The sequence below is a fragment of the Photobacterium profundum genome (genome assembly GCF_003026285.1).
In the GTDB taxonomy this organism is placed as follows: Bacteria; Pseudomonadota; Gammaproteobacteria; order Enterobacterales; family Vibrionaceae; genus Photobacterium; species Photobacterium profundum.
This window is the reverse complement of sequence record NZ_PYOD01000007.1, coordinates 1-22,403: the sequence shown is the minus strand read 5'-3', so window position 1 is coordinate 22,403 and position 22,403 is coordinate 1. Positions and strand designations below refer to the sequence as shown.

Annotated in this window: 14 protein-coding genes; all 14 read left to right on the top strand. The window is 42.0% G+C overall.

Annotated elements, in window-relative coordinates; all coding sequences use genetic code 11:
* Nucleotides 1-387: 387 nt before the first annotated feature.
* The 14 genes from C9J48_RS16945 to C9J48_RS16880 all read left to right on the top strand — a co-directional run bounded on the left by C9J48_RS16945 (nucleotide 388) and on the right by C9J48_RS16880 (nucleotide 22,246).
* On the top strand, nucleotides 388-1,473 hold the full coding sequence (locus C9J48_RS16945; protein ID WP_006230604.1) for an AI-2E family transporter: 1,086 nt from the start codon (nucleotides 388-390) through the stop codon (nucleotides 1,471-1,473).
* A 123-nt stretch (nucleotides 1,474-1,596) separates the two neighbouring features.
* Nucleotides 1,597-2,616, top strand: coding sequence for a 16S rRNA (guanine(1207)-N(2))-methyltransferase RsmC (gene rsmC / locus C9J48_RS16940; protein ID WP_006230603.1), 1,020 nt, complete (start codon nucleotides 1,597-1,599; stop codon nucleotides 2,614-2,616).
* 325 nt (nucleotides 2,617-2,941) lie between these two features.
* Nucleotides 2,942-6,337, top strand: a complete 3,396-nt coding sequence (locus C9J48_RS16935; RefSeq protein ID WP_036803247.1) for a response regulator — start codon at nucleotides 2,942-2,944, stop codon at nucleotides 6,335-6,337.
* Nucleotides 6,338-7,103: 766 nt separating this feature from the next.
* Nucleotides 7,104-8,783, top strand: coding sequence for an ABC transporter substrate-binding protein (locus C9J48_RS16930; protein ID WP_006230601.1), 1,680 nt, complete (start codon nucleotides 7,104-7,106; stop codon nucleotides 8,781-8,783).
* A gap of 141 nt (nucleotides 8,784-8,924) precedes the next feature.
* On the top strand, nucleotides 8,925-9,911 hold the full coding sequence (locus C9J48_RS16925) for an ABC transporter permease (protein WP_006230600.1): 987 nt from the start codon (nucleotides 8,925-8,927) through the stop codon (nucleotides 9,909-9,911).
* Between the two features lie 2 nt (nucleotides 9,912-9,913).
* Nucleotides 9,914-10,942, top strand: coding sequence for an ABC transporter permease (locus C9J48_RS16920; protein WP_006230599.1), 1,029 nt, complete (start codon nucleotides 9,914-9,916; stop codon nucleotides 10,940-10,942).
* Entirely contained in the window at nucleotides 10,942-11,913 is a 972-nt protein-coding gene (locus C9J48_RS16915) for an ABC transporter ATP-binding protein (RefSeq protein WP_006230598.1), read from the top strand. Before C9J48_RS16920 ends, C9J48_RS16915 begins: the two co-directional genes overlap by 1 nt.
* A 29-nt stretch (nucleotides 11,914-11,942) precedes the next feature.
* Nucleotides 11,943-12,938 (top strand): ABC transporter ATP-binding protein, encoded by a 996-nt coding sequence (locus tag C9J48_RS16910; protein ID WP_006230597.1) that lies wholly within the window; start codon nucleotides 11,943-11,945, stop codon nucleotides 12,936-12,938.
* A 41-nt stretch (nucleotides 12,939-12,979) separates the two neighbouring features.
* A complete protein-coding gene (locus tag C9J48_RS16905) occupies nucleotides 12,980-14,716 on the top strand; it encodes a glycoside hydrolase family 9 protein (RefSeq protein WP_006230596.1) in 1,737 nt (578 codons plus the stop codon).
* Complete coding sequence (locus C9J48_RS16900; protein ID WP_006230595.1) at nucleotides 14,709-15,596, top strand: glucosamine kinase nucleotide-binding domain-containing protein; 888 nt, start codon at nucleotides 14,709-14,711, stop codon at nucleotides 15,594-15,596. The genes C9J48_RS16905 and C9J48_RS16900 overlap by 8 nt, the downstream gene beginning before the upstream one ends.
* Nucleotides 15,597-15,605: 9 nt before the next feature.
* The gene (locus C9J48_RS16895) at nucleotides 15,606-17,537 is read left to right on the top strand and encodes a beta-N-acetylhexosaminidase (protein ID WP_006230594.1); all 1,932 of its coding nucleotides are present in this window, start codon (nucleotides 15,606-15,608) and stop codon (nucleotides 17,535-17,537) included.
* 39 nt (nucleotides 17,538-17,576) lie between these two features.
* A complete protein-coding gene (locus tag C9J48_RS16890; RefSeq protein WP_006230593.1) occupies nucleotides 17,577-19,982 on the top strand; it encodes a glycoside hydrolase family 94 protein in 2,406 nt (801 codons plus the stop codon).
* Between the two features lie 64 nt (nucleotides 19,983-20,046).
* Nucleotides 20,047-21,459, top strand: a complete 1,413-nt coding sequence (locus C9J48_RS16885; protein WP_006230592.1) for a phosphoglucomutase/phosphomannomutase family protein — start codon at nucleotides 20,047-20,049, stop codon at nucleotides 21,457-21,459.
* A gap of 400 nt (nucleotides 21,460-21,859) precedes the next feature.
* Nucleotides 21,860-22,246 (top strand): hypothetical protein, encoded by a 387-nt coding sequence (locus tag C9J48_RS16880; protein ID WP_006230591.1) that lies wholly within the window; start codon nucleotides 21,860-21,862, stop codon nucleotides 22,244-22,246.
* Nucleotides 22,247-22,403: the final 157 nt, after the last annotated feature.

Here is a 22,403-nt window from a genome sequence, read left to right as displayed (position 1 = left end):
GCGCCACTCTTTGAGTGGCGTTTTTTATGCTTGGTATTTATTGGATTACAATAAAAATCGAACTTTCTCGTCATCTTGCGCTCTACATAGCGTTAATTTCATGTTTGTCATGACTTGTTTTGTATCAATGACTTATACTTAAAACTATTGCCAAAATAAAAAGCCAAGTATAGCTAGCCCTAAAATAATGATGCCAGCCAAGGGCAGTTTACGTTTTTTCTTTGTTCCGCAATCACAGCAGCCCATAGTATTCACCCATAGTGTTCTTACGAAGTAAGTTTTTAATTAAATATATTATTAATCATGAATTAAGATTGTGAACTTGATACAAGTGATGCAATTATAAGCAACACTAAATACGATGTTAACTTATCGAAGGACAAAAAAGTGCCAAAACCATTTAAAGTTGAATCTCGCCACTGGATGCTCATCGTAGCTCTCGGTATCGCCGTATATGCCAGTTATCGCTTGATTGAACCTTACATTGGTCCGATCGTCATGGCATTTATCATTTCTTTGCTTTATTACCCATTGCACATACGAATCGAATCAAAGATCCCAAGTAAGCCCAACAGTGCTGCAATACTTTCTTGTATCCTGCTGACGTTTATCATTGTGATCCCGCTTTTGATCGTATTCTCATCCATTGTGCACCAAGGAACTACTTTCTCGAAAGACAGTTACACTTGGTTCTCTTCTGGTGGGGCAAAAGAACTACTTGCTCATCCTTATGTACAAAAAGTACTATTGCTTATTGATAAATGGTCACCGTTTGAAAGCATTGATACACAAGCGATTTTACAAAAAATTGCCTCTGCTGCATCAAAGTTTGGCGCTCAACTACTTAACATGAGTGCAAAAATATTGGGGGATGCCACCAATTTTATTATCAGCTTTATGCTAATGCTCTTCGTATTATTTTTCTTACTACGCGATCACGCCAAAATGGTTAATGCAGTTCGTCATGTACTGCCTTTATCTCGTAGCCAAGAAGATGCATTACTGACTGAAGTTGAACAAGTGGCTAAATCTGCGGTTCTCGGCTCATTTCTCACTGCATTAGCGCAAGGTTTTGCAGGCGGATTTGCTATGTGGTTAGCAGGTTTTCCTGGCTTATTTTGGGGGTCGATGATGGCTTTCGCTTCATTTATTCCTGTTTTTGGTACGGCATTGATCTGGCTGCCAGCGGCTCTGTATTTATTGCTTATAAATCAATGGGAATGGGCACTATTCTTAAGTGGTTGGGGCATTATTGTGGTGGGATCAATCGACAACATTTTACGGCCATTATTAATGCAAGGTAATTCAGGCATGAATACCTTACTCATTTTCTTCTCTATTTTAGGCGGTTTACATTTATTTGGTTTAATTGGTTTAATTTATGGCCCAATTATTTTTGCCGTTACATTAGTACTATTCAAGCTCTATGAAGTGGAATTTAAAGACTTTCTTGATCAGCAAAATCAGAGTTAATTCCAGTTCAAACTAGAACAAATAGGTGCCGTCATTAATATGCGGCACCGCTCACCTTTTCATACACGCCATTTTGTGGAACAATTCGCGCCCTTATTCAGTGATGTATTTTTGAGGCTATCTATGTCTTACACCGCCGCAAGCCAAGTTGTTGCACGTCAGTTAGCGTTTTTTGAAGGCCGAAAGGTACTTATTGCAGGCGAGTTAAGCGATGCATATCCAGTAGAATTAGCTAGCGTTGCGCAATCTGTCGCAGTTTTTACGACTAACTTTGGCTACCACAGCTCAATGAAGCGACATAGTAATGTTGACTGTCATTTTGGTGTTCAATTAGACGCGACACTCGACATTGATATGTTATTAATTTATTGGCCAAAAGCTAAAGCTGAAGCTGATTACTTAATGTCGATGTTACTGGCTAAATTTGGTCCCGAAACAGAGATTTGCATTGTTGGTGAAAACCGTAGCGGTGTGCGCAGTGCTGAAAAAATGTTCCAACCTTATGGTCCTCTAACCAAATATGATTCAGCACGACGTTGCAGTTTCTACTGGGGACGCTGTGACAATGAGGTTAAGCCTTTTAACCTTAATGATTGGTTTAAAAGCTATCCGATCAATGTATCAGGTGTCGAACTTACCGTTCGCTCATTACCTGGTGTCTTTAGTCATGGTGAATTTGATAACGGGTCAAAGTTGCTGATTAATACCTTGCCATCATTGCGCGGTAAAGTACTCGACTTTGGTTGTGGTGCTGGTGTACTGGGTGCAATAATGAAAGCAAAACACCCACGCATTGAATTAGAGTTGTGTGATATCAGCGCATTAGCAATAGAATCAGCAAAAGAAACCTTTAAAGTTAATCAGTTAGACGCGAAATTTACAGCGACTGATGTATATTCTGAACTAGAAGGTCCTTACAATTACTTAATCAGTAACCCTCCCTTCCATGCTGGCTTAAAAACCTTCTATGCTGCAACAGAAAACTTTATCGCTCAAGCACCTAACTACTTATTTAGCGACGGGCAGTTAATCATTGTTGCCAATAGCTTCCTCAAGTATCCAGAACTGATTGAACAAAGTTTAGAGACATGTAACGTTCTCGCTAATACGAATAAATTTACGATCTATTCAGCAAAGAAATAACATATTCTGTAAAAAGAGAATATTACGCAGGCTGAAAAACATTCAGTCTGCTTGTTTTCCCCCATTTATATCCCCTTTCCCTCGTTAACACCGTCAATTTTGTGTTTCCGCACACGCTTCAACTTAGACTTACTTGATTACGCAAAAAAAGCGCCGTATAACTAAGCTTCATAGGAAATTTACTGATTAGCCAAGGCTATATATGCCTACCTTTCAAGACATATAAACGTCAAAATCTATTCAGCAACTACGATTTTATTTAGATTTTGTTGTACATCGATAGTCGACTTTAATCGGTTCACATACAATACATTCAGGCACAGGAATGCAGAATACCAAACGATTTAAACGTCTCCAGCATACTTTAATGTTGGCTTTTTTAGTGCTCAGTATTACCCCACTAACACTCTCGGCATTCTTTTTTCTTAATTCTCACACTAAAGATCTTGCTGAACAAAGCACTAACCATCTCGCATCCTTGCTCGATAATAAGCAAAAGCAGTTAAATAACTTCTTCACCGCCAGAGAGTTGGATGTACAAAGCTTCGCACGTTCTGAATTGTCAAACGCCAGTGGAGGACGATTCTATGGCTTAGTCGGCGCTTTCAATCAATTGGGAGAAATTGACACTTTATTAAAAGGTACGACCAACAGCCGTTATTTCAAAGAAACGCTGACAACAAAAAATAAAAACTTTTCTAGCGACAATTCAGCAAGTTTCGTTGGTCACGAACGTTATCGTCTAATGTATAAACGCTATAACTGGGCTTATGAAGAATACCTAAAACGCTCAGCTTTTAGTGACATTATGTTGGTCGATATAAACGGCAATGTGGTGTATTCCGTTTTTCAGCATAATAGATTTGGCTCCAATTTACTGGACGATAACAACCCTTCCCTCGCATTAAAAGAAACCTTTACCAAGATCCAAGCCCAAGCGAAGAAGCACCAATTGGAGCCCGATGTCGTTCCTGTCGTGTTCACTGATTTCAGCCAAGATCCCTTTACCAAAACATATACGGCTTGGTTTGCTGCTCCTATCATTCAACAAGGTTATTTACATAGCTACGTATTTTTTAAGCTAAAGAATGAAACGATCAGTAACTTAATTAATAATGCTAGCTCAAACACAAATTTCGTTCAGACGTTACTTATTGGTCCCGATCATAAATCCCGTATCACTGACGGGGAAAGCATTCCGACAATCTTAACAAGCCAAAAGATTGATGCTGCACTAGCAGGAGAAAGTGGTGTAGGTAGTTTTAACAATTACAACAATGTCTCTGTTCTCAGCGCCTTTTCGCAGATCAATGTTATGGGAACTACCTGGGCTCTGTTAGTTGAATTACCAGAAAAAGAAGCTTTTGCACGTATCCATCAACTAGAAAAGCTTTTCTTCTTTGCCATGTTAACAGCCATTGTGTTGGTCTTTATTACGTCCCACTGGTTATCCAACTCTATTACCGCCCCACTTCTACGCTTAACATGGGCAGCAGAACGCGCCTCTGCTGGCGATTTAGAACAAGAAATAAAAGGCACAGAGCGCAGCGATGAAATCGGACGATTAGCAATCAGCTTCGCCCGAATGCAACGCTCAATCAGAGAAAAGATCACACTCATTCGGGACCAAAATAACGAGCTGGAACAAAATTTAAAGGTCATTAGCCAACAAAACGAAAACCTTCAAGCAGCTGATAAATTAAAAGATGAATTCCTAGCAACAACATCACATGAATTACGTACACCACTACACGGTATGGTCGGCATTGCTGAATCACTTTTAGCGGGTGCAAATGGTCCGGTTCAAAAATCACAACGTCGTCAATTAGAGATGATCATCAATAGTGGTCAACGTTTAACGAACCTCGTGGACGATCTGCTTGATTACCATAAAATGCGTTACGGTGATCTAGATATTAATAAGCACGCTGTAAACCTACCCTCCGCAGTTCGCTTGGTACTCGAATTATCCAGTCATCTGCTAGGGAGTAAGCCTGTTCGCATTATCAATCAAATACCTAATGACTTACCGTTAGTATTAGCTGATGAACAGCGCCTTGAACAAATCCTTTATAATCTTGTTGGTAACGCGATTAAATATACCTCAGAAGGAAAGATCATCCTCTCTTCCACCGTATTAGAAAGCCAAATACGCATTCAAGTTGTCGATACCGGGCAAGGTATTCCAGCTGAACAATTGGAACATATTTTTGAGCCGTTAATACAAGCAAACACTGGGTTGGCCAACTACCGTCAGGGCGCAGGGCTGGGGTTATCGATTAGTCGTCAATTAATCGACTTAATGGGAGGCCACCTCTATGTGAGTAGCCAACCAATGGTTGGTACAACATTTAGCTTTACTCTCAATTTAGCATCAGATGAAGACATTGTAGCTAGCCAACAGAGCACCAATGGTCAAATCCACTTTCAAGCACCATCATCAGAAACCACTACATGTGAAAACGAAAATTTGCCTGAAAATCCTGACGGTGAATTATTATTGGTCGTTGATGATGAACCCGTCAATTTGCAAGTCTTGAATAACTTCTTACGTTTAGAAGGTTATCGTGTTCTAACCGCAGATAGTGGACCACAAGCACTGAAGATTATTGAACAACAACAGCCGGCTTTAATCCTGCTAGATATTATGATGCCTGAAATGAGTGGTTATGAGGTATGCCATATTTTACGCGAAGAGCATTCCTTAATAGAGCTCCCAATCATAATGCTTTCAGCACTAGGGCAAGTTCAAGACAGAATCAAAGGTTTTGAATCGGGTGCTAATGATTATCTGACGAAACCATTCAATAAAGAAGAACTGATAGCCCGTATTAGTGCTCATCTGCAAGCTGGAAAAACAGAAGTACAACGTCAGAAAAATGCAGCGCTTCAACAAGAGATTCATCGCAGAGAACAAGTTGAAGTCGGCTTATTGACCACCCAAAGCCGTTTACTGGGTTTGCTTGAATCAACCAATGAAGCCATCCTTTGTGTACAAAATGAAGGGCGCATTCGCTATGCCAATAGTGCAGCAGGGAAGCTATTCAAACGCTCACCAGAACAGCTAGAACGCTATAATATTGAAGATATTCTAGTGACTCACTTACCTAATGATATTAGCCAAAGCCATCATTTCAATGGCAGTTTAACATTCCGGATTGGCGATATTCTAAAGCCACTCGATACTGATGTGATCAATTTACCTGAAGAATCAGGGCTAAAACGTATGTTTGTATTTGATAATGAAGGTCCATCTGCTCAGCATAGAATTTCAATGCTAGAAGATGCCATCGACGTTTTATCAAGCTTTGCATTCGATGGCGACAAACACAATTTACAGCAGCTACGCGAACTTGGTGGAGAATTCACTCGCCTAGCAGATAAATTGGGGGATAACGGTAAAAATAAGGCTGATATGGTTCGTGAGCTATTAGTCGAAGTCATGAAGGCGACACTAAAGTATTGGGAAACAGCTTCGCAAAAAACAAAGTTTGAATTAGCAGAAGAAAGTGGCTTATGGCGCGTATATTTAGATAGAAGTACCTTACAAACGCGAACTCTAGATAAATACCTGCATGTTGAAACTTTACCTAAGACCCCACGCTGGCGAACGGTCATTAACACTATCGACTTTGTATTAGAACGTTGCACTGACTCATCCATCGAACGTCATGAAGTGCAAACAATGCGAGACAAGCTACAGCACATTATTAGCCAATAATCCCCCCTTTAGTCCCTACCACTAAGACCTGCCATTTGCAGGTCTTTTGCTATCCCCCCCCTTGAGCTATCTCGCTATTCAAGCCAATATAAATATGCCCATATCCTACTTATACCGTCTATCTATACGGTTATAATTCCCTTTTAAAGTACGATTTGCATGCTGAAGAGTATGTCCTTTATTTATTCATTCCCATCCCTGCATTGAGCTTATTTTCAGTGCGAAATTATCATTTCGGTTACTGAAAAACATCATTAAACACTTCAGTGTCATGCTTAAAATTACAACAAAGTAAGGCCATCTATCCTTAAAAATATATTTGTTTTTAAATATGAGAAGCGAATCACAACAAATCAACCCGTAAAATTTCACGCAGGGAATTAACTCATTCATGCCATTCGCATTACATCACACTTGCTCATCGTTAGCCCGACATGTCGATAATAACTAAATCAGGGGGTTTGCAGACACTAACTTCGTAAGTGTAACGCCTTAAATTAATTGTGATATCAAGCACAACCAATGTCATTCGTAGGTTCACCTAACAACTCGGTATTAACGTTTTTAACAGCAGTAAAACTGTTTTTGACGTTTTTAACGGGCGACCACATTGACGCTTTTTCAATTTCGGAGTTTCCTAGGGTTACTTAGACCCTACAAGGCCATTCGCTAGATACTTTATTAGTTTCTTCGAAGTAGGTTCGAGTGCTCCACTTGGAGCAATCAATTTCCATAAGTGAAACTTAAGCAAAAGTAAGGAACAGCTATGCTTGCCAATATTAAGAAAACGAAGTTAGCGTTAGCGGTTGTTGCCGCAGCCGCTTCAGTATTAACGGCACCAATTGCCGCTGCCGCTGAACGTAATGAACTAACAATGGTACCAAAATTTTATCCTACATTTGTTCGTAACTTTAACCCGTTTCTTCAAACTCAATTAGATACCGTTCAAGATTTCATCTATGAGCCACTCGTAGTATTTAATGAACTGAAAGGTAACGAGCCAGTAATGCGTTTGGCAAAAGACTACTATATGTCTGACGACCTGATGCAGGTGACTTTCGTAATTCGTGATGGAGTGAAATGGTCTGACGGTAAAGCGTATACAGCAGAAGACGTTGCATTTACGTATGACATGTTGAAAAAATACCCTGAACTTGACCGTACTGGTATCAACCAACGCCTGAAATCAGTAATCGCTTCTGGTGATAAAGTTACTTTCAACCTGACTGAAGCAAACTCGAATGTGCCATACCTGATCAATAAAGTATCAGTTGTTCCTAAACATATCTGGAGCAAGGTAGAAGATCCTACACGCTTCACTAATGAGAACCCAGTAGGTACCGGTCCATTTACTGAAATCGAAACATTCACCCCGCAGCTATACACCCAGTGCCGTAACCCGCAATACTGGGATAACGACAACCTAGATATTGACTGTCTGCGTCTGCCACAAGTTGCTGGTAACGACCAGTTCTTGGGTCAGGTACTAAGCGGTCAGTACGACTGGACATACTCATTCATCCCTGATGTTGACAGCACTTACGCAGCAGCTAGTCCAGATAATAAATATTGGTACCCTGCCGGTGGTAGCCAGGCCTTTATATTCAACTACAAATCGCCGAATGCAGGCAACAATGAAGCGATCAATAACGTCGACTTCCGCCGTGCTTTCTCTATGGCCATCGATCGTGAAACTATCATCGATATCGCATTCTACGGCGGTGGTGTAGTAAACGATTACGCTTCAGGTCTAGGTCAGGCCTTTGAGGCATGGTCAGATGAAGCTGTTCATGAGAAGTACAAACCGTTCAATACCTACAATATTGATGCTGCAAAAGCATTGCTGAAAAAAGCTGGCTTTAAAGATATCGATGGTGACGGCTTCGTTGAGACCCCAACAGGTAAAAAACTTGAGCTAGCAATTCAATCACCAAGTGGTTGGACTGACTTCAACAACACGGTACAGCTCGGTGTAGAAATGCTTGAAGAGGTGGGGATTAAAGCGGAATCAAGTACCCCTGACTTCTCAATTTACAACCAAGCAATGCTTGATGCTAAATACGATGTTGCTTACACCAACTACTTCCACGGCGCAGATCCTTACACCTACTGGGACAGTGCTTATCACTCACGCTTCCAAGCTAACGAAGGAATGCCTCGCTTTGCTCTTCATTACTGGAAAAATGCTGAGCTAGATACTCTGCTTGACGGTTTCTACAAAACAGCAGACCGTGGTGAGCAAGTTAAAATCGCTCATAAAATTCAAAAAATCATTGCTGAAAACCAAGTAACAGTACCAGTCATGTCTGGTGCGTACACTTCTCAATACAACACCTCGCGCTTTACGGGCTGGTGGAACGAGAACAACCCGAAAGGCCGTCCAATGCCTATCACCAACACTCAAGAACGTCTGCTACAAGTACTTGATCTAAAGCCTAAAGCATAATTTAGGTATTAACTTGCGGTGCACACATTGCGCACCGCCTCTTTCCCCCTACTCTAAAAAAGTAATGGCGCTTTGCGTCAGGGGGATTTCTGTCCTGAATCTAGCACAGGGAACAAATGCTGGATGATTAAGGTGTGAGTTATGGGATTTTTTATACGCCGGCTATCGTTTTATCTGATAGCACTTTTATTTGCGGTAACGCTCAACTTTATTTTACCACGGGCAATGCCTGGTGATCCGGTAACAATGATGTTTGCTAACGCATCAGTACAGGTAACACCTGAGCGTATCGCAGCAATGAAGCAACTATTGGGTTTTGTCGATGGTCCAATTTACCAGCAATACTTTATCTACCTCCAAGGCATTCTTTCTTGGGATCTAGGTATCTCAATTCAAACCTTCCCGCAAACAGTGAATGATGTCATGGCCGGAGCGGTAGGTTGGTCATTATTCCTTGCTGGTACAGCGGTTATTTTAGCCTTCTGTATAGGCTCGACTCTCGGTATCTTCGCTGCTTGGAAGCGAGGCAGTAAATACGATGCCTTCATTTCACCGGGGATGATGGTTATTCAAGCCGTACCTCCCGTGGTGGTAGCCATGTTGGTACTGTACACCTTTGCGATCGGTACGAAATGGTTTCCTTCAACTTATGCGTATACCGCAGGCACAACACCTGACTGGACCAGTTTTGCATTTATTAAAGATGTACTCTACCACGCCGTGTTACCTCTTTTTTGTGCCACCATCATCCAAATCGGTGGCTTCTTGATTAACATGCGTAACAACATGATCAACTTGCTAAATGAAGACTATATCACCATGGCAAAAGGTAAAGGGTTAAGTGAAAATCGCGTGGTATTCAACTATGCAGCACGAAACGCCCTACTGCCAAGTGTAACAGCTCTCTCGATGGCACTAGGTCTAGCAATTGGCGGTCAGCTAATTATCGAGATGATCTTTAACTATCCAGGGTTAGGTACTGTTCTTCTTAACGCAATCAACGCGCGTGATTATCAAGTATTGCAAGGCCAGCTACTTATCATGACCCTATTTATGCTGTTCTTTAACTTCATGGCCGACATCCTCATCGTGGCACTTGACCCTCGCCTACGTAAAGGAGGTAAATAATTATGAAAGGTTTAATTAAGCTACTTTCTGGTAACCCGAAAGCCCTTGCAGGCTTAAGCATTATCATCCTATTTGTCTTGGCCGCTATTTTTGCCCCATTCATTACCGAGCATGCCCCTAACAAGAGAACGGGGAGCCCGCATGAATACCCAGCGTTTGTTGTTAAGGCTGCACAAAATAATCCAGATAGTTGGGTTGCCAAAAACCTTGCCGATAATCCTCGTACTTTACGGATGTCAAAAGACGCCGAACACGTACTAGGCACAACTCGACTGGGGCGTGATGTTTGGTCGCAGGTTGTATACGGCGCACGTACCTCTCTTGCAGTCGGCTTTGGCGCTGGCTTAATGGTGTGCTTTCTGGCAACGCTGGTAGGTGTTTCAGCTGGTTACTTCGGAGGCCGAGTGGATGACATTCTCTCTGCCGCCATGAACATCATGTTAGTAATACCACAGCTACCCTTACTGTTTGTTCTCGCCGCCTTCATTGGTAAAGCGGGACCTGAAACCATCGCATTGGTTATCGGGATAACCGCCTGGGCATGGGGAGCACGTGTCGTTAGAGCGCAAACCTTATCAATAAGAGAGAAAGAATTCATTAAAGCCGCTGAAGTATTAGGTGAGTCACGCGTACGTATCATCTTTGTTGAGATATTACCGAACCTTATTTCTATCGTTGGTGCCAGCTTCATCGGCTCTGTCATGTTGGCAATTATGACCGAAGCAACATTATCGTATCTAGGTCTAGGTGATCCAAGCACTATCAGTTGGGGCATGATGCTGTACAACGTTCAAACATCTTCTTCGATGCTCGTCGGTGCATGGTGGGAGCTATTAGTACCTTGTATGGCACTCATATTTATCGCAGTCGGTCTTGCTCTTCTTAACTTTGCGGTAGACGAAATTGCCAACCCACAACTGCGTTCTCACAAAGGCATGCGACGCTGGGAAAAAATGGCAAAACAGAATAAAAAAGCGCATAAAGCGGCACTTAAAGCAGCTCAACCAGCCTTTCAGGGAGGAGAACAGTAATGACTAATCCACAAATCTCCATTCGTAACCTTTGTGTTGACTACATCACAGAAGCTGGCGACGTACGTGCAGTGAACGATGTCAGCTTTGACATCGGTAAAGGCGAAATATTCGGTTTGGCCGGTGAGTCTGGCTGTGGTAAATCAACCGTGGCAATGGCATTAATGCGTCTACATAAGCCACCCGCATTTATCACTGGTGGCGAAGTTATCTTTGACGGTCACGGTGACATTTTAAAACACAGCGAAGCTGATATGACAGCTTTTCGCTGGAGTCAGATGTCAATGGTTTTTCAAAGTGCCATGAACGCACTAAACCCTGTACTCACACTGGAAGAGCAATTTTGCGACGTGCTAATGCGTCACACTAACATGAGCCGTAAGCAAGCGATTCGTCGTGCTGAAGGGCTGCTAGAAATTGTTGATATTCACCCTAATCGTCTGCGCGACTACCCGCATCAGTTCTCAGGGGGAATGCGTCAACGTCTGGTAATCGCTATCGCACTGGCACTGAATCCGAAAATGATCATCATGGATGAGCCAACAACAGCCTTGGATGTTGTGGTGCAACGTGAAATTCTACAAAAAATCTACGCACTAAAAGAAGAATTTGGCTTCTCGATACTATTTATTACCCATGATATATCGCTGATGGTCGAGTTCTCAAATCGTATTGGCATCATGTATTCCGGCGAATTGATAGAAGTTGCACCATCAAAACAAATACTTGAACAACCTTTCCACCCTTATACTGAAGGGTTGGGAAATTCATTTCCACCACTGACTGGCCCTAAAACGCGCCTCACTGGCATTCCTGGTAATCCATTGAACTTATTGGAAATACCTCAAGGTTGCCGTTTTCAAGCGCGCTGTAACAAAGCCTATGATGCCTGTTTCAGCACGCCCACTAAATTACGCCAACTTGAACCAGGTCGTCTATCAAACTGCCACCTATTCAATAAAAGCAGTTAATAAAAAATAGGAAGTTATTGGGAGGCATTATGAACAAACCTGTCGGACAACCAATTATTGAAGGTAAAAATCTGATTAAAGATTTTGAGGTCAATAGTAACTCATTAAAGAAATCCAAGATGCGTGCAATCAACGACGTGTCATTCAAAATGTATAAAAGCCGCGGCTTGGCCGTGGTTGGCGAATCGGGTTCGGGTAAATCGACCACCGCTAAAATGATTGCAAAAATGTATCCACCAACAGGGGGGCACATTGAGCATTACGGTCGCGATATTGCAGAGATCACCAAGCACCGTGATTTAATGCAGTTCCGCCAGGGTGTACAAATGGTATGGCAAGACCCATTTGGATCACTAAACCCAACCCATACTATTTTCCACCACATTGCTCGACCATTACTGATCCATAAAAAAGTATCACCAAGTAATAAAAAAGAATTGGAAGACAAAGTATATAGCTTACTTGAACAGGTTGGGTTGATCCCGCCTAAAGCAACGGCGGCAAAATTCCCTCACCAGCTATCAGGCGGTCAACGTCAGCGTGTCAATTTAGCGCGAAATATTGCAGTGGGTGCAGAAGTCGTACTGGCAGATGAACCCACTTCAATGCTGGATGTTTCTATCCGTGCTGGTGTACTTAACTTAATGGAAGAAATGAAGTTTGAGCGTGAAATGGCGCTGCTTTATATCACTCACGATATTGCCACAGCCCGTTACATCGCTGAAGACCTTGCCGTTATGTACGTCGGTCACATGGTTGAATGGGGAGATACCGAAGAGATCATTCACGATCCACAGCATCCATATACCCAACTGCTTGTTTCAGCGGTGCCCGATCCAAGTAAATCAATCCATACCAAGTTAAAAGGTAATAAAGGTGAAATCCCATTGTGGACACCAGAGAGCCTAGGTTGTCCGTTTGCTGGTCGTTGTACTCATGCAATGGATAAATGCCGAGAAAAGCTACCTGAAATATCTCAATTATCAGACAACCACTTTGTACGTTGCTATTTATTTGAAAATTAATCGTATTAAAAATAGTAACTAAGTTACAAATCGGAGGATACATGCAGCTGTTAACGAATCATCTTGGTTATGAACGCCTTGGGGCAAAACAAGCAATATTGCAGGCGCAGCCAACGCTTGCATTGCATCATGCAGATATTATCTGTTGCCAAAGCGGTCAATCCATTATGCAGCTGCCCCTTCAGGCCTGTGGTCCGGTTGCACAATGGCATATCGGTGACACCTACTCTATCGATTTCACTGCATTAAATATTTGTGGCGACTATCGTATTCGTGTAGGTGACACCGAGTCAGCCTCTTTTCGTGTGGCCGAGGGGCTATTAATGCAAAGCACCTTCAGTGATGTTTTACATTATTTTAAATCTCAACGTTGTTCTGGAATTTACGAATGTGCTGATAAGAAAGTGCCGTTCTTCGGCACTAACGAAACCGTTGATGTACATGGTGGTTGGTATGATGCATCAGGTGACGTAAGTAAATATTTCAGTCACTTATCTTATGGTAATTATTTCAACCCTCAACAAACACCTATGGTTGTTTGGAACATGCTAACGGCATACGAGGTGCTAGAAGACGAAGAAAGTATTGCTGATTTTACCCGCGTTCGTTTAGTCGAAGAAGCGCTTTATGGCGCTGACTTTTTACTGCGAATGCAACATCCGCAAGGCTACTTCTATATGACAGTATTCGACAAGTGGAGTAAATCGACAGAGCAACGTGAAGTCTGCGCTTTCTCAACCCAAGATGGCCATAAATCTGCTGATTACCAAGCGGGATTTCGCCAAGGAGCAGGCGTCGCAATTGCCGCTCTAGCAGCGGCGTCACGCTTATCAAACTTAGCATCAACCTCCCGTATTCCGCAGTGTGGTGATATTAAAACAGACTCGTATTTAGATGCAGCTAAAAAAGGCTATTGGCACCTAAAAGAAATGAATCATCAATATCTCGATAACGGCAAAGAAAATATTATTGATGAATATTGTGCGTTATTAGCATCTGTTGAGTTATATCGTTCTACTCAAGAAACTAACTTCTTAGCTGAAGCTCGAATCTGGGCTGATAAATTAATGGCTCGCCAAATGTCAGACCATAATTTTGCTCACTACTGGGCAGCTAACGATGATGGCAGCCGACCGTACTTTCATGCAGCAGAAGCTGGTTTACCAGCCATAGCCTTAATGCAATATTTACAGATTGAAACGCATGCTCAGCGAACTGAGCAGTGCCAATCTGTATTACTAAATGCATTGAAGTTTGAGTTATCAATTACTCACGAAGTGAACAATCCATTTGGTTATCCCCGTCAATACACCAAAGCAGTAAATGGAGACAAACAATCGGCTTTCTTTATGCCACACGATAATGAAACAGGTTATTGGTGGCAGGGAGAAAACGCCCGTATTGCATCACTCATTACTATGGCTTATATGGCACAAAACACCATTAATGATAACGAAATAAAAAGCCAATTAATGACCTATGCCCATCGCTTAACTGATTGGATTTTAGGTTTAAATCCATTCGATATGTGCATGCTTGATGGTCATGGTCGTAATAACCCCGACTATCTACCAAAACTCGGTTTCAGTAATGCAAAAGGCGGCGTATGTAATGGCATTACTTCCGGCTTTGAAAATGAACAAGGCATAGCATTTAAACCTGAAAAACAAAGGGATGACATGCTACAAAACTGGCGCTGGGGAGAACAATGGATCCCGCATGGCGCTTGGTATTTACTGGCGATCACAATGCAATTTAAGGAGCGTCAACATGCTTAGTCATGTCCAATACTATGTGGGCGTCGATGGCGGTGGTACATCTTGCCGTGCACGTATTTGCGATCTAAACGGTAATACTTTAGGTGAAGCAAAAACAGGCAGTGCCAATATTCTATTAGGTGGTGATATCGCAATGGCTTCTATACAAGATGCCATTGCAACAGCTGCCGCCCAAGCGCAACTATTACCCTCTGATTTTCAATTGATGTCAGTTGGGCTTGCGCTGGCAGGTGCTGAACAAAAGAGTGCTTGGTATACCTTTATGGCGCAACCGCATCCTTACGCAACGGTCACTTTAAATACCGATGCTTACGGGGCTTGCTTAGGGGCTTGGAATGGTAATGATGGCGCCATTCTAATTGCAGGCACAGGATCATGCGGTATTTTCTTACACCATGGCGAACAGCACATTGTTGGAGGTCGAGAATTCCCAATTTCAGATCAAGGAGGCGGGGCTGTTATGGGGCTTCGTCTTATTCAGCAAGTATTACTAAGTGCTGATGGCATTATTCCTCAAACAGCGCTATCTCAGCATGTATTGACGCATTTTAACCATGATATTGACGCGATTGTTAGCTGGTCTAAAACAGCAAGACCTTGTGATTATGGTCAATTCTCTCCTGCGATTTTTGCTTATGCATCTGAAGGCGATGAACTTGCGATTTCCATGTTGCAGCAAACTGCATCAGATATTTCAATGTTGATGAATGCCTTGATTCACCGTGGTGCCGATAAAATTTGCTTAATGGGCAGTATTGCCGAACGCATTCATGCTTGGTTAGCTCCGCCTCTTCAGCGCCGTATTGCGACACCGCAAGGTGATGCGATGGATGGTGCTATCGCCATGGCCAAAAGCTCTCACAACCTGTATCCACTTTAAGAGGTTATTATGAGTTATCGTGTCGACTTTACCGTAATCAGCAAAACAGAGAATGAATCTCGTTTTGCTCTTACATTACATAATCTTACTGAACAGCCAGTAGATAAATGGTCTCTTCATTTTACGGTTGGCCGTTGGATAAAATCAGAATCAATCTCTAATGGGTCGATAACACAGCTAGGCAGTTACTGTACTTTATCGCCTAACCCTTCTGAGCAATTGGCACCCAATAGCCATTTTTATACTGAATTTTCAATGGGGACGAGTCCGTTTACGTTGCATGATGATGGCATTCCTGACGCTTTTCTGGCGATTAATACCGATGGCCGTACCATTATCCCACAAGCAGTTGAGGTTACTTGCATCGACTTAGGTCAACCCGCAATAGAAAGACTGACAACCCCCTTACCAGCGGCAAAAGCAATCAATTTAATTCCTGTGCCAAATAAGCTGAAAGTATTAGGCGGAGAATTTACATTCACTCAACACACAGCAATTACTACACCAGATACGATGGCGCAAGGTGCTGTGCGCTGGTTACAAAGCGAGCTAGAAAAGCAATTACACGACGCACTGCCAATTAACGATAATGGTAATATACATTTTCAATATCACGTCGACTTAATGAGCGGAGCCTACCGTATCCTAGTCGAACAAGATGATATTTGGCTTCAGGCTAGCACTGAATCTGGCTTTGTGAGTGCGGCATCAACTTTGTTGCAACTACTACCAACAGCGCCTCGTCACTATGCCTCTGCAGCTTATGTTATTCCCATGGTTGAAATTGAAGATCAACCTTATTATTCATATCGCGGCATGATGCTTGATTGTGCTAGACACTTCCACTCAATCAAACGAATCAAGCATTTACTTGATCATCTAGCTCGCTACAAGTTCAACACTTTCCATTGGCATCTCACCGACGATGAAGGATGGCGCATCGAAATAGACGCCTACCCTGAACTGACAAACATCGGTGCATGGCGCGGTCCTAATGAAGAAATTCTGCCTCAATTCACCACAATAGATCAACGTTACGGTGGTTTTTATAGTAAGGATGAGGTTCGAGATCTTATTGCTTACGCACAAGATCGTGGGATCACTATTATCCCTGAAATCGATATTCCGGGCCATTGTCGCGCTGCCATAAAATCATTACCCAAATTACTTATCGATCCGAATGATCATTCCGTTTATCGCAGTATTCAGGGATATTCCGATAACGTGCTATCACCAGCACTTGAAGGCACTTACACCTTCATCTCTACGGTATTAAATGAGATTTGTGACTTGTTTCCAGCCCCATATATCCATATCGGTGGTGATGAAGTCCCCAAAGGAGTATGGACCGACAGTGAAGGTTGTCAGCAATTAATGCAGCAACACGGATACCAAAATCCGATTGAGCTACAGGGTCATCTACTTAAGTTTGCTGAAGGAATTATTCAAGCAAAAGGCAAACGCATGATGGGCTGGGAAGAAGTAACCAAAGGCGACAAAGTCAGTAAAGAGACCATGATTTTCTCTTGGCAAAACGAAGACGCTGGGCTGATCTCAGCGCAGCAAGGTTACGACGTCATCATGCAACCTGCTCAACATACTTATCTCGATTTAGCACAAGGGTTCTCTGCTGATGAGCCCGGTGTTGATTGGGCAGGAAAGGTCCCTCTAGATGCTGTTTATAACTACCAACCATTTTCTGAATTAAACATTGAGGATCCAGCACATCAACGCATCGTCGGTATTCAAGCCGGGTTGTGGTGCGAACTTATCAATAATCAAAGCCGTTTCGAATACATGCTTTTTCCACGCTTATTAGCAATCGCTGAAGTATGCTGGAGCCAACCTAAACAACGCAATTGGGATGACTTTAAAGCGCGCCTTAAAGGTCAACTCTGCTACTTAGATAAAGCGGGCATAAACTACCGCCGCTGTGAATAACCACTCACGGAAAGTAAATATTTAAAAGGATTAGAAACAATGAAATACGGTTATTTTGATAATGACAACAGAGAGTACGTTATCACTCGTCCAGATGTACCAGCACCATGGACTAACTATCTTGGTACTGAGAAATTCTGTACTGTAATTTCACATAATGCAGGTGGTTACTCATTTTACAATTCACCTGAATACAATCGCGTAACCAAATTTCGTCCAAATGCATCGTTTGATCGTCCAGGTCACTATGTCTATCTCCGTGATGATGAAACGGGAGACTACTGGTCAATTTCTTGGCAGCCAGTGGCTAAAAGTCTTAATGAAGCAAGCTACGAAGTTCGTCATGGTTTGTCTTACTCAAAATTCAAATGTGAATACAACGGCATTACCGCTTCAAAAACGCTTTTCGTCCCCAAAGGCGAAGATGCTGAAGTATGGGATGTTGTCATCAAAAATGACGGTGACAAGCCGCGAACAATCAGCGCATTTTCATTTGTTGAGTTTTCATTCAGTCATATAGAGTCTGATAACCAAAACCACCAGATGAGCCTATATTCTGCAGGCACGTCTTATGAAGATGGTGTAATCGAGTACGATCTTTACTATAACACCAATGAATTTGAAGGCTTTTACTACCTAGCTTCAACGTTTGACCCTGATAGCTACGACGGTCAACGTGACTCATTCCTTGGGTTATACCGTGACGAATCAAACCCTATCGCAGTTGAGCAAGGTAAGTGTTCGAACACCGCACAAACTTGTTATAACCATTGTGGTTCTTTACATAAACAATTTGTCATTCAACCCGGTGAAGAAGTACGTTTTGTTTATATCTTAGGTTTAGGTAAAGGCAATGGCGCTAAACTGCGCGCTAAATACCAAAACTTAGAAAATGTTGATGCTGCATTTGCTGGTATCAAAGCGCATTGGGATGAGCGCTGCGCAAAATTCCAAGTAAAATCGCCAAACGAAGGTCTAGATACCATGTTAAACACCTGGACCTTATACCAGGCTGAAACATGTGTGGTGTGGTCGCGCTTTGCTTCCTTTATTGAAGTCGGCGGACGCACAGGTCTTGGTTATCGAGATACAGCACAAGACGCAATGGCTGTTCCTCATTCCAACCCTGAGATGACTAAAAAACGCCTTATCGATCTTCTTCGAGGACAAGTAAAAGCAGGTTATGGTCTTCACCTATTTGATCCTGATTGGTTTGATCCAGAAAAAGCTAATATTGAACCATCCAAATCCCCAACCGTCGTTCCAACACCAAGCGACGAAGATAAGATCCATGGTATCGAAGACACCTGCTCTGACGATCACTTATGGTTAGTACCGACTATCTGCCGTTACGTTATGGAAACTGGCGAAACTGATTTCTTTGATGAAGTCATTCCTTTTGCCGATGGTGGTGAAGCAACTGTTTATGACCACATGAAAGCGGCACTTGATTTTACAGCTGAACATGTAGGACGAACAGGTATTGCTAAAGGATTACGAGCTGATTGGAATGATTGCTTAAATCTTGGAGGCGGTGAATCATCAATGGTTGCCTTTCTTCATTACTGGGCAATTACAGAGTTTATCGACCTCGCTAAATTCTTAGGCAGAGACGAAGATATTGCGCGTTATGCTGATATGGCTGGCGGTGTACAAAATGCCTGTGAAAAGCACCTGTGGGACGAAGACGGTGGATGGTATATTCGTGGTATCACTAAACATGGCGACAAAGTAGGTACTAACGAACAAACCGAAGGAAAAGTGCATTTAGAGTCTAATACTTGGGCTGTTGTATCGGGTGCTGTTACTCAAGATCGCGGCGAAAAAGCAATGAATGCGGTCGATGAGTACCTTTATTCTGACTATGGCCTTCACTTAAATGCTCCTTCTTTTGCCACACCGAATGATGACATTGGCTTTGTCACCCGTGTTTATCAAGGTGTAAAAGAGAATGGTGCAATCTTCTCTCATCCGAACCCATGGGCTTGGGTCGCTGAAGCGAAGCTTGGTCGCGGTGATCAAGCGATGAAATTCTACGATGCACTGAATCCGTATAACCAAAATGACATGATTGAAAAGCGTATAACGGAACCTTATTCCTATGTTCAATTTATTATGGGACGTGATCACCAAGATCATGGTCGTGCAAACCACCCATGGTTAACTGGTACTTCTGGTTGGGCTTATATTGCTGCCACTAACTTTATTCTCGGTGTCCGCTTAAGCTTTGACGGTCTCATCATCGATCCATGTATTCCAACTGACTGGCCAGGTTTTGATGTTACGCGTCAATGGCGAGGTGCGACTTACAACATCAATGTTGTAAACCCAAACCATGTTAGCAAAGGCATTGCTTCTATTACGCTAAACGGTGAAACAGTTGATGGAGCAATTGCACCTCAAGCTGAAGGTACGGTTAATACTGTAACAGTGGTAATGGGTTAAATATTTTTGGGGATAATTTTTATCCCCACTTTAATTTTCGATTGAGAGAAATAGGAGTTCCATCATGATTAAGTTTGGAACAGGTGGCTGGCGCGCCTTCATTGGTGAAGAGTTTACTCGTGAAAATGTTCGATTAGTCGCACAAGCTCTTGCCAATATTATGCATAACGAAAATGTTATCGATAATGGTTTTGTTATTGGTTACGACCGTCGATTTTTATCCGATAAAGCAGCGGCATGGTTTGCAGAAGTGTTCGCTGGGAATGGAATTACGGTTAGTTTTATAGATAAATATGTCCCTACTCCTGTCGTAATGTTCGAATCAAAAGAGATAGGTGCAACATATTCAGCTTGTATCACTGCTTCTCACAATCCTGCTGATTACAACGGCATTAAGATCTTCATTGAAGGTGGCCGTGATGCGGATGAAATTATCACGCAAAAAATTGAACAACAAGTTCAAGGGCTAACAAATAGTGATGTGAAACGCATTGATTTTGATGAGGCACTGAAATCACAAACAATCAAAATCATTAATCCTATGAATGCCTTTGTTGACTCAATCATTAACTTTATTGATATCGAAGCGATCAAGAAAGCTAACTTACGTGTATTGATTGACCCTATGTTTGGTGTCGCTAAAAATGCATTACAAACAGTTTTAATATCAGGTCGCTGCGACGTTGATGTTATCCATGATGATCAAAACCCGGCTTTTGGTGGCTTAATGCCATCACCAAATGCAGCAACACTATATCGCCTAAAGCACTTAGTTGCTCACGAGGGTTATGATATTGGGATTGGAACTGATGGTGATGCCGATCGCCTTGGAATCATTGATGAAAAAGGTAATTTCATTCATCCCAACGAAGTACTGCTATTACTTTACTACTACATGTTGGAATACAAAGGCTGGAAAGGCTCTGTCGTACGCAACATAGCAACCACTCATCTACTAGATAAAGTAGCTGCAGCCCATGACGAAAAATGTTTTGAAGTTCCTGTTGGCTTTAAACATATTAGCTCTCAAATGGAAGCCGATGACTCTTTGATTGGCGGAGAGAGTTCTGGTGGTTTGACTATTCGCGGGCATATTAAAGGAAAAGATGGTGTTTTTGCATCTAGTTTATTGGTCGAAATGATCAGTGTAACCAATAAAAAACTCTCTGAAATGCTTGATGAAATCTACAGTAAATATGGTTATGCCTACACGGCTGAAGGTGACTGTATATTTAAAACATCAGATCGCGAACGCTTATATAACAAAATATATATTGATAAAGAGCTACCTAAATTCAATTACGATATAGAAAAAATTAGCTATACCGATGGCGCTAAAGTGTATTTTAAAAATGGTGGCTGGGCATTAGCCCGCTTTTCTGGCACAGAGCCTTTACTGCGTCTATTCGTTGAAATGGAAGATAAAATTAAAGCAGAGGCAGTACTTCTACAACTGAAAGAGTTCTTAAAGGTATAAGTTATTCTTTTATAAACACTGTTTACCGCATTCATTGTTGGGTCCTATCGTAACATGCTATACAGCTGTTACATTTCGCAAACCTGCTTCTTTTAGGTAATCGCGACAGGGTAGTTCGTTGCTACCCTTTTTCTTTTGATAACAATCTAATTTTCATTCTACTTTATACCTATCAAGATGCATCTTTGCCATTCTTACTGATTTGTCCTACACAATCCCCTGATCATTTAGTTAGCAAGATCGGTATAACTACCCTACATTTCAACAACTGTATACCTATAAATATACCATTATTAAATAACATCTATTGATCACAACATGAGATAAAAACAACGCGCACAATGCAATTAGAGAGCCTAACCGTAAATCATGTAGTCATTAATCATGACAAGGAGTTAATATGAAAAAGGTTACTTTTACCCTCATAGCCATAATGATGGCTGTTTTATTCACAGAGCACGTACACTCATTTGTCATCGGGTTTAGTTTAGCAATGATAGCAGTAACTATTGGTTACTATATTGCTTATCAAGCGATTCTGAAACCACAGTACACTATGAGCTTTCTCGTTCTAGCTGTTGTCAGTAAGCTAAGCATTACAGTTGTAGGCATTATAGGAGTCTTTTCAAGTAATATAATCCACTCTCCCATTACCTTTCTCGTTGCCTATGTCTTGTTCTCAGTATTAATGACATATTTTGCTTCAACATACCGGTCTTTACAGCGAGATAAAAAAGAAAATAAGCAACAAGAGTTTTTACATACGGGGCTATATAAAGCCGTATAGTTTAAAATAAAGTCAGAAGTCAGCTTTATTTTTCTACAGACGAAAAAAAGCCCTAATCTTTCGATTAGGGCTTCTTCAATAATGGCGGAGTGGACGGGACTCGAACCCGCGACCCCCGGCGTGACAGGCCGGTATTCTAACCAACTGAACTACCACT

Bases quoted from the DNA above. Each gene is read 5' to 3' on its own strand.
- rsmC (WP_006230603.1), top strand. From the start codon at position 1,597: ATGTCTTACACCGCCGCAAGCCAAGTTGTTGCACGTCAGTTAGCGTTT.
- C9J48_RS16935 (WP_036803247.1), top strand. From the start codon at position 2,942: ATGCAGAATACCAAACGATTTAAACGTCTCCAGCATACTTTAATGTTG.
- C9J48_RS16930 (WP_006230601.1), top strand. From the start codon at position 7,104: ATGCTTGCCAATATTAAGAAAACGAAGTTAGCGTTAGCGGTTGTTGCC.
- C9J48_RS16925 (WP_006230600.1), top strand. From the start codon at position 8,925: ATGGGATTTTTTATACGCCGGCTATCGTTTTATCTGATAGCACTTTTA.
- C9J48_RS16920 (WP_006230599.1), top strand. From the start codon at position 9,914: ATGAAAGGTTTAATTAAGCTACTTTCTGGTAACCCGAAAGCCCTTGCA.
- C9J48_RS16915 (WP_006230598.1), top strand. From the start codon at position 10,942: ATGACTAATCCACAAATCTCCATTCGTAACCTTTGTGTTGACTACATC.
- C9J48_RS16910 (WP_006230597.1), top strand. From the start codon at position 11,943: ATGAACAAACCTGTCGGACAACCAATTATTGAAGGTAAAAATCTGATT.
- C9J48_RS16905 (WP_006230596.1), top strand. From the start codon at position 12,980: ATGCAGCTGTTAACGAATCATCTTGGTTATGAACGCCTTGGGGCAAAA.
- C9J48_RS16900 (WP_006230595.1), top strand. From the start codon at position 14,709: ATGCTTAGTCATGTCCAATACTATGTGGGCGTCGATGGCGGTGGTACA.
- C9J48_RS16895 (WP_006230594.1), top strand. From the start codon at position 15,606: ATGAGTTATCGTGTCGACTTTACCGTAATCAGCAAAACAGAGAATGAA.
- C9J48_RS16890 (WP_006230593.1), top strand. From the start codon at position 17,577: ATGAAATACGGTTATTTTGATAATGACAACAGAGAGTACGTTATCACT.
- C9J48_RS16885 (WP_006230592.1), top strand. From the start codon at position 20,047: ATGATTAAGTTTGGAACAGGTGGCTGGCGCGCCTTCATTGGTGAAGAG.
- C9J48_RS16880 (WP_006230591.1), top strand. From the start codon at position 21,860: ATGAAAAAGGTTACTTTTACCCTCATAGCCATAATGATGGCTGTTTTA.